Source organism: Nonomuraea sp. NPDC049400, from assembly GCF_044466425.1.
In the GTDB taxonomy this organism is placed as follows: domain Bacteria; phylum Actinomycetota; class Actinomycetes; order Streptosporangiales; family Streptosporangiaceae; genus Nonomuraea.
The window spans coordinates 36,248-43,923 of the sequence record NZ_JBITMP010000075.1; the positions used below are offsets into that span (position 1 = coordinate 36,248).

6 protein-coding genes and 1 pseudogene are annotated in these 7,676 nt (G+C 65.2%); 3 read left to right on the plus strand and 4 right to left on the minus strand.

Annotation, left to right across the window (positions count from 1 at the left end):
- Nucleotides 1-81: 81 nt before the first annotated feature.
- Nucleotides 82-342 carry a hypothetical protein gene (locus ACIBVN_RS55260; RefSeq protein WP_397150044.1) on the minus strand — a complete coding sequence of 87 codons (261 nt, stop codon included), beginning with the start codon at nt 340-342 and terminating at the stop codon, nt 82-84.
- A gap of 471 nt (nt 343-813) precedes the next feature.
- Between ACIBVN_RS55260 and ACIBVN_RS55265 the strand changes: the two genes are divergently transcribed.
- The gene (locus ACIBVN_RS55265; RefSeq protein ID WP_397150046.1) at nt 814-1,647 is read left to right on the plus strand and encodes a hypothetical protein; all 834 of its coding nucleotides are present in this window, start codon (nt 814-816) and stop codon (nt 1,645-1,647) included.
- A 1,168-nt stretch (nt 1,648-2,815) separates the two neighbouring features.
- On the opposite strand, the gene ACIBVN_RS55270 is transcribed toward ACIBVN_RS55265, so the two are convergent.
- The 3 genes and pseudogenes from ACIBVN_RS55270 to ACIBVN_RS55280 all read right to left on the minus strand — a co-directional run bounded on the left by ACIBVN_RS55270 (nt 2,816) and on the right by ACIBVN_RS55280 (nt 5,501).
- Nucleotides 2,816-3,118 carry a hypothetical protein gene (locus ACIBVN_RS55270; RefSeq protein WP_397150048.1) on the minus strand — a complete coding sequence of 101 codons (303 nt, stop codon included), beginning with the start codon at nt 3,116-3,118 and terminating at the stop codon, nt 2,816-2,818.
- Between the two features lie 1,107 nt (nt 3,119-4,225).
- Nucleotides 4,226-4,672 (minus strand): hypothetical protein, encoded by a 447-nt coding sequence (locus ACIBVN_RS55275; RefSeq protein ID WP_397150049.1) that lies wholly within the window; start codon nt 4,670-4,672, stop codon nt 4,226-4,228.
- Nucleotides 4,669-5,501, minus strand: a pseudogene (locus ACIBVN_RS55280) (IS5 family transposase). Before ACIBVN_RS55280 ends, ACIBVN_RS55275 begins: the two are co-directional and overlap by 4 nt.
- A 349-nt stretch (nt 5,502-5,850) precedes the next feature.
- Between ACIBVN_RS55280 and ACIBVN_RS55285 the strand changes: the two are divergent.
- Both ACIBVN_RS55285 and ACIBVN_RS55290 read left to right on the plus strand, forming a co-directional pair.
- Entirely contained in the window at nt 5,851-7,053 is a 1,203-nt protein-coding gene (locus ACIBVN_RS55285; RefSeq protein WP_397150051.1) for a recombinase family protein, read from the plus strand.
- Nucleotides 7,050-7,463 (plus strand): hypothetical protein, encoded by a 414-nt coding sequence (locus ACIBVN_RS55290; RefSeq protein WP_397150053.1) that lies wholly within the window; start codon nt 7,050-7,052, stop codon nt 7,461-7,463. The genes ACIBVN_RS55285 and ACIBVN_RS55290 overlap by 4 nt, the downstream gene beginning before the upstream one ends.
- Nucleotides 7,464-7,676: the final 213 nt, after the last annotated feature.

Genomic DNA, 7,676 nt, shown 5'->3' on the forward strand with positions numbered 1-7,676 from the left:
GCGGCTTGCGCGAGTGCGGACGTGTCAAGGATGCGTCCGGACGCTCCGAACGTGTGGGGGGCGGGCACGGGCGACGACCTGTTAGGAGGCGGCTCGGTGCCGGGTGACGCCGAGGAGTTCGGCGGCGCGGTCCGGGTCGATGTTCAGTGAGGCTGCAGCGCGTTCTATGTGTTCATCTGGGGGGGTGCCCCAGGCTTCCCGGAGCCTGTTGAGCACAGACTGTCGTTTGATGCGTTCGGTGACGGCCCGGCGCACAACCTCTGCCATGGCCACGCCTTCTTCAGCGGCCTGCTGGCGAAGCTGCTCGGTTTCTTCATCGGTGAAGCGAATGGTCATGGCCATGCCTTCACCATACTCGCGCGGCGGTATCGCGCGCCATCGTGTCTGGTATCGGTTGGTGAGATGGCAGCACACCGCCGGCTGCGGCGAATGGGCACGCGCACTCCGCGGCTTCGGCCGGCCCGGGGGAGGCCCCGGCGCCTTCGCTGAATACGTGCACAAGCCGATCGCCTCTGATGGACAGGACACCGCTATCGGAGGTCTGCCACACGGGCAGCACGTCGACGCCCGACAGGCGCCCCCAGTGCCTGCGTCGACCCGGCCCTCCCGACAAGAGCACTGGGATCTCCTCGTTCTGTCGGCGCCCTCGGCTATGGTCGTCTCGCAAAGTTGAATCGTCGGCAGACTCTGTCTGCCGACCCGCCACGGCGGGCAAGAAGCGGCAGTCCCTCGGGGCTGAGGATGGAAACACATAGGACGCTGCACGCCCTTTTGACGTGCGGCACCTCCGTCATGTTCAAGGAACACTGTTCGATGCCTCAGACCGCCATGTCCGATCCCCGCGACACACTGACCACGCAGGCCGCCGCCCGCATCGCCGGGCACGTCGGCGAACTGCAATGCCGCTACCCCACCGCCCTGCGCACTCTCAAGATCATGGCCGGTGACCGCGGCCGCCCCTCCATGCCGACCTGGCCCGAATGGTGCTGGCTGCCGATGGGCGCCGCTGCCGCGCTCGTGCAACGCCACGGCCGCGGCCCGAGCGTCGCAGGCGACATCGCCCGCGTAGCGGCCGTAGCCCAATGGGAGCTCGTCGGCCGCCACATCGTCACCCCCTCGGCCGACGTCGCCGACGCCGCCGTGCCCGCTCCCCCGTCCGCCCGACCGGAGGACGTTCACCTGCCCATCTCCCGCCCGCGGCTCCTGGAAATGCTGGGCGGCGCGTGCTACTACCTGGTGACGCCCGTCCCCAACGACGAGGGCGCACCCAACTGGGTGTACGGCACTTACATCCACTTGGAGCACGACACCGCGACGGATCGCACGGAGCTGCGGTTCCTGGTCGACCTCGGGCGCGGGTGGGATCAGCTCGTCCCGGTGATCGTGCATGCCGACCAGCCCACCGTGGCCTGGTCCGAGCAGGACATCCGCGCCTCCATCCCGCCCCACCTCGCCGGCCCGGACGATGACCGCTTCCTCGCCCAGCACCGGCGGATCGCCTGGCTGGTGTGGCCGCTGCTGGGCGCGCTGCTCGACGAATCCGCACACCTGATCGGGCCGGGGAAGCTGGTCGACGCCGACCCGCTGGTGAAGGACGCCAGACTGTGGCAGCTCACCTATGAACGGCCACGCCCATCCAGCGTGTAGACAGACGGTGGGCGCGGCGCCCCGGTCGCGGTATCTCATCATCCTTGTGAGGGATCGCACACTCGGCTGCACTGGCCGACGAAGCGGTCAGGGCGTGCCGCGCTTGAGTCCCAGGCCTCGACCGGAGGCGCCGTCTCCTGTACGACTTGACCACCAGCGGTGAGCTCGCCATCATCGACGCGGCCGCGGGAAGGTTGCTTCTACACGTCCCCCACGACACAGCAATCGAGGGCCATTTTCAACCGTGGTGCCGGGTCTCTTGGGAGCAGCATGTCGATTTGGCGGCCAGAACTCCCTGCCTGAACAGGGCTCACCAGCCAACTCCTGATCAACTTCCCGGTTCAGGGAAGATGCAGCGACTCGTCCAGCACCCAGACGCCGACAAAACGGAAAACCCCAGAATGCGATGCCATGTTCGAATTTCTTGGTAGAGAAATGTACACCCCGGCCGAGGGGAACCCTCCCTTGATAAAGAAAGCCCCCAGGAGGATCAAACTCTTTCCACCGGTCAGTGGAACAACCTTGCTCCTCCTGGAAAGCTGCTGCTACCGCGCGTTGATGATCGTCTGGACTATCGCCAGTGCGATAATCAACGGTGGAGTGATACTCGCACCAACGGTCGCGAGGATCGCGCACAAGCGGAAGGTCCGGGTGCGGCTTCCTAGGGCGTCCCGGACCGTCCGCCCAATTTCTCCCAGCGCTGCGACAGGGAGAGCATCGGACGATTCCCTAGCTGAGGAGCTGTCGTCCTCATCATCGTTTTCTGCCATGTGCAGACGGTCCCACACACACGCGCCGACCACACGCAACGCGAATATCTTTCAGAGGAAGAATCCTCCTCTCGGGTAGATCACGCCTAACCTTGGGCGGAACCCCCAATACCTCGGTCGCGACGCTGCCTGGCCGAGATGGCACCACTGCACGCGATTGCCTCGGCCCAGCAGGACCGGCACACCCCGAAGGCGCTCTCGAACGCAGGGAGGTCTTCGTGCGTAGCTATGCTGACGCGCCGGAGGCCAGGACAATCCGAGGCTGGATCACTGTGTTCTCGGCTGCGGCACCATCGTGCGCACCAACGAGCACGCCGATGCCGTGCGCAGCCGCGTGAACGGCCACCGAGAAGTGCAGGTAAACGGACATGCCGGTCCAGAAATGCGGACACCTGGTTTCACGGGTGAAACTGGGGCCCGCCTTCAGGGGCGGGTTTTGCCCACCAGCCCATCTTATGCTGTGGCAAGGGGACCGGGAGGAAGACGCCCATGAACGGCGGCTGCGGTGAGACGAGCCGCCAGACTACGCCAAGGGAGTCGAGGAACCATCTTTCTTCGAAGTTCTCCATGTCGCCGTAGCGCGACTGGACAGGGACCTCTCGTAGGCCGCCGTTGCTGATCATGGAGTTCAGCCATTCTTGGAAGCTGCTGAATTCTCCAGGGCTACTGAGCCCATGGATCTCGTCGTACTGTTCAGTCATCTCCTCCCCCATGGGGCACGCTCGGACCGCGCCGCACTCATCCGCGCTCATGGCGCGCCAGTTCGGCTACTGATCTTCCTCTGCGGTTTTCTCGTCGGTCGACCGGCTCAGAGACTTCGGGCCGCTTTCCAGCTCCGCCTTTCTTTCATGCGCGCGGGATTCATGCAATTCAGCGTCGAGGAGTCTTTTCGCCTGCCGCTTTTGCTCCCTGCAGGTCAGCCTTCCTGATAATCCTCAATCCCGTTATATCCAGTAGTCTATATCGGCGCCCGGCAGAAACATCTCGGGAGAAAGTGATGTAGTAGAAATTCCACATCCAGCGGCGGATTGCCTGCACAAATCAGGGGTCGGCCGAGTTGGGATATCCGGATAACGAGAAGCGTTCCGATGAGCTTGTCGACGCTTCTGCCGGTCAGTACTGTCAAAAGCGCGTGGTTACAGAAGAAAGTCAACAAAGGCGGCCCCAATGAAGGCGGCCCAGCATAAATCAGACCGCCCGCATGCTTGACCTGCTACGACTTTGGCGCAGATGGCAAGAAAGCCGTCGCATAGATGACATAATGCGCCAGCTTTTATTCTCGGGCTGGGACTTGAGTGACATCCACGACTGCTCCGCACCCGACATGTCCTATAGTCCAGAGGGCGACGATCCGACTTGCTGATACATGCGGCTGAATTTTCCGTTGCGGAGCATCTTACGAGGCACACTGGCCACAAGCGGCGCTTGTGCCGATTCGCTATGGCATTGAACCCTTTACACCGAGGCGGTTCATGCTTCCGATCCTTCGCTCGCATGGCGCCCTTCCAATAGTCTGGCTTACGCTGGCACCTGCGCCTTCGGTACGTGTCACCTCGCCGCCCAAGTGATCAGGGCCTGGCAGCGGCACCGGGTCCACATGACGGTTCCCGCGGCCAGCCCCGAAACCTGATCCTCCGATCACCGGCACCAGCAGCAACCGCCACCTGAGCAGCAACTACCTGTCTCAGGCGATCCGTATCTGGGTCAACAGCCAGTCCACTCTTCACTTAGAGTGCGTTCCGCGAGCTGATGTCCCTTTCGTCGTTGGGGTTGGGATAGGTCGGCTGGTCGGAGGTTCACCGGTCCGGCTATGGGCGCGGCTGGGTGAACAATCCCGGCTCGGTCTCGACGAGGATGCCGCGGCTGGCCAGGCGTTTGAGCTTGGCGCGGACATTCTGGATGTCGTTCTGCGTCAGCGGCAGGTCCATGGCCATGGCCAGGTCTCGGGCGCGCAGGGAGCCGCCGGTCTCGCCGAAAACGGCGAGAATCTGCTGGTAGGCCGGGTGATCGGGGACAGCCGGCGGCGGCGCGACCGGTTGGACCGGGGCGAGATCCTCCTCGGCGAGGGAGATGAGGGTCTTGCGGCTGATCCGCAGGTGTTCGATCGCCTCGCTGAGTTCGCCCAGGCGCGCGGTCAGAGTGTCGATCTCCGCCTGGGTCTGCTCGACCTGGCAGGTCAGGGAGCGCTCGCGGGCGTCGATCCGGTCCAGGAGCCAGCTGCCGGGGTCGGACTGGCGCACGTCGGGCCCGGTCATGTCCACCGCCACGCGGATGCCGTACCACGGGTCAGGCGGCGGGACATCACATCCGTCATTGCCCAATACACCCGTGATTCGGAACTGGCCGGAAGGTGCTCGTGGTCGCGGATCAGACGCCGGTGGAACATCAAGATTCCGTACGTTTGCTCGACGACCCATCTCTTGGGCTGGGGGACGAACCCCTTGTCGGCGGGGTTGCGTTGGACGATCTCCACGTCGATCCCAAGACCGGCGCCATGCGCGACGACGGCGTGCTTGAACCCCTGGTCGGCCAGCGCCTTGGTCACGGTGCCCTCGGTGGTGGCGGCGACCTGGTCCAGCAGGGCGATCCCGGCGACATTCTCGTGGACCGAGGCGGCCATCATGACGACGGCGATGACCAGGCCCAGCACGTCCACCGCCAGACCGCGCTTTCTCCCCGGTACTCGCTTCGCGGCGTCTTTTCCGGTGGTAGAGGCGGGGACCCCGGCCGCGACATGGACGCTCTGGGTGTCCAGCACGACCAGGCTCGGGTCGGCTAATCGTTTTTCTTCTCCCGCAGATGCCAGCGCAGCAGGTCGTGGATCGTCTTGTCGGTGCCGTCGTCGCGCCACTTGCCGAAGTAGTAATACGTCGCGCTCTTGGGAGGCAGGTCGTGCGGGAGATAGTCCCATTGGACGCCGGTTCGTCCCTGATAGCGGATGGCGTTCACGATCTCGCGCAGTTCGTAGTTGCCGTCGTGGCCGCTGACTGACGGGTGCGCGGCTTTCCATGCGGTGAGCACCGGTTCAATCAAGGCCCACTGGGCGTCGGTTAAGTCACTGGGGTAGGGCTTGCGCTCGGTCACGCGGCCATCCCAGCACATCCGAGCCCGCTGGCCGGTAGTAACGCTACAAATCCATCCGATCACACTGCGACATCACCGACATGAACTCACAGACCGCACTCTTAAAACTCGCCAGCCCCGACGGGGCTTGCCATGTGCGGGTGGTGCATGCCACGGTAGGACTCCTTCCGATCATGGCCACACGCCCCGCAGGCTCGGGGGTGGTCCACGGAAATCGCGGACGGTGATGGCTGTGTCGGCCGTCCGTCGGCCCCGCGCTAGCGGGGATGCTCCCCACGCATGTGGGGGTGGAGCCCTTTCCTCGAATGGGCTCTCTTCGGTGTCTCCTCTACCGCGCAAGGACGGGCCCATGTTCGACCCCCCGATCGATCTCAGCAGCCTGCCCGGCTACCAGACCGCCACCACCCGGCCGCCCAGGACGGCGTTCGTCGGCCGTTGCTCCACCAAGGACAACCAGGATCCCCGCTCCTCGATCGCGGGCCAGGTCGCCGAGGCTTCCGCGCTCCTGGCCCCCGGCGAGGAGTTCACCGCCTACTTCTGGGATGTGGAGTCGGGCATGCTCGGCCTGGACGAGCGCAGCCAGGCCTCCGCTGAGGATTACGCACGGCTTGGCGTGCCCGTGCCGCGCGACGGCGGGCTGCGCGAGCTGCTGGAGTGCGTCGAGCGCGGCGACATCAACCGGGTGGCGTGTGAACGCATCGGCCGCGTCGCCCGGGACATGCTGGCCAGCCTCCAGGTCGAGTATCACCTGTTGTCCCGCGGTGTCTCGTTGGAATGCGCCAACGAACCCCGCGGCGGCATGACCAGCGGGCGGCTGGAGCTGCGCCGTACCTCCCAGGTCCGCACCGAGATCTACCGGCACGAGCTCGTGGAGCAATCCATGCGTGGTCAGCGCCAGCACGCCGCCAACGGCTACCGGCACGGACAACCCTGCTACGGCTACATCGCCGTCGTCGACCCTGATGCTCCTGCGACCGCAAACCGGTTCGGCGGCGGGCGCCCCAAAATGCGGCTCACGCTACACCCCGACCGCCGCCGCGCCGACACCGTCGTGGAAGTGTTCCGGCTCCGCCGAGACCAGCGCATGGGAGACGGCGAAATCGCCCGTGTACTGGCCGGCGACCTTGACCGGCATCCGCTGGCCGACGGACAGCTACTGTGGGCCGCGCGACGCGTCCGCAGAATGCTCGCCCAGCCCAAGTACAGCGGCTATCAGGTGTTCAACCGGCGGGCGGCACGCACGAACCGTGGCCGTGCTAATCCCATCGCCGACTGGGTGTGGTCGCGTGAGCAGGCCCATCCGGCGATCGTGACCCTGCAGGAGTGGTACGAGACCCAGTTGGTGACCGCGCAGATGCGAGAGCGGCAAGCACCGGGCTGGGATCGCGTGCATGAGGCCGCCGCCCAACGCGGGCTCCAGGTGGCGACGGTACGGCAGAGCGACACCCACGTTCTGTACGAGGCCGGCGGCCGCCAATTTGTCCTGCCACGCGGCGACCTGCCAGCGGCGGTAGCCGACCAGGTCATCGCACTTTTGGAGGCAGACACGTGACCGACACCGAACCCACGGCCGAACCCACCCCAGACGAAGGCACCATCGTCCTGCCGGCCATCCGCCTGCACCGGCAGTGGATCACCCCGGCCGACCAGCATGGCATCGTCGTCCACGGCCGCACGCTGGCTCACCTGCACACCGGCGCGCAACAGGCGCTGGCGCTACGTTTCGGCACCGCAACGCCACCGCCCCTGCAGATACACCCCCACTCGCCTGAACTCGACGCGCTCGCCGAGGCGCGCTTGCTCTATCACACGGCCTTGCGCGAGGCGGTACAGGCCCTGCGCGACGACAAAACGTCGTGGACCGACATCGCGCAAGCCTGCCACGTCCGCATCGCCGAGGCGCAAGCCGTACTGGATCACCATGATGGCGACGCACTCCCTTCATCATGGCCTCGACATTGACTGCTCCCCTGTCTCAAGCCGAGGGGATTCCTGGCTCCACGCTGCCTGACCGTCCAGCGGACAGTCGGGTCTAACGCGATCGGCACCAGCCGGGTCAGACCAGCCCGGAGTTCTTGTCGAGCTTGTCACTTCAAGTGTGTAAAGATCCTTTCCGGGTGATGGAGAACCCTCTTTATCTGATCCGTCCTGGGTAGGCGATATCGAGTTCGATGA

Coding starts and splice junctions, on each gene's coding strand:
- ACIBVN_RS55260 (WP_397150044.1), bottom strand. CDS start 342: ATGGCCATGACCATTCGCTTCACCGATGAAGAAACCGAGCAGCTTCGC.
- ACIBVN_RS55265 (WP_397150046.1), top strand. CDS start 814: ATGCCTCAGACCGCCATGTCCGATCCCCGCGACACACTGACCACGCAG.
- ACIBVN_RS55270 (WP_397150048.1), bottom strand. CDS start 3,118: ATGACTGAACAGTACGACGAGATCCATGGGCTCAGTAGCCCTGGAGAA.
- ACIBVN_RS55275 (WP_397150049.1), bottom strand. CDS start 4,672: ATGACCGGGCCCGACGTGCGCCAGTCCGACCCCGGCAGCTGGCTCCTG.
- ACIBVN_RS55285 (WP_397150051.1), top strand. CDS start 5,851: ATGTTCGACCCCCCGATCGATCTCAGCAGCCTGCCCGGCTACCAGACC.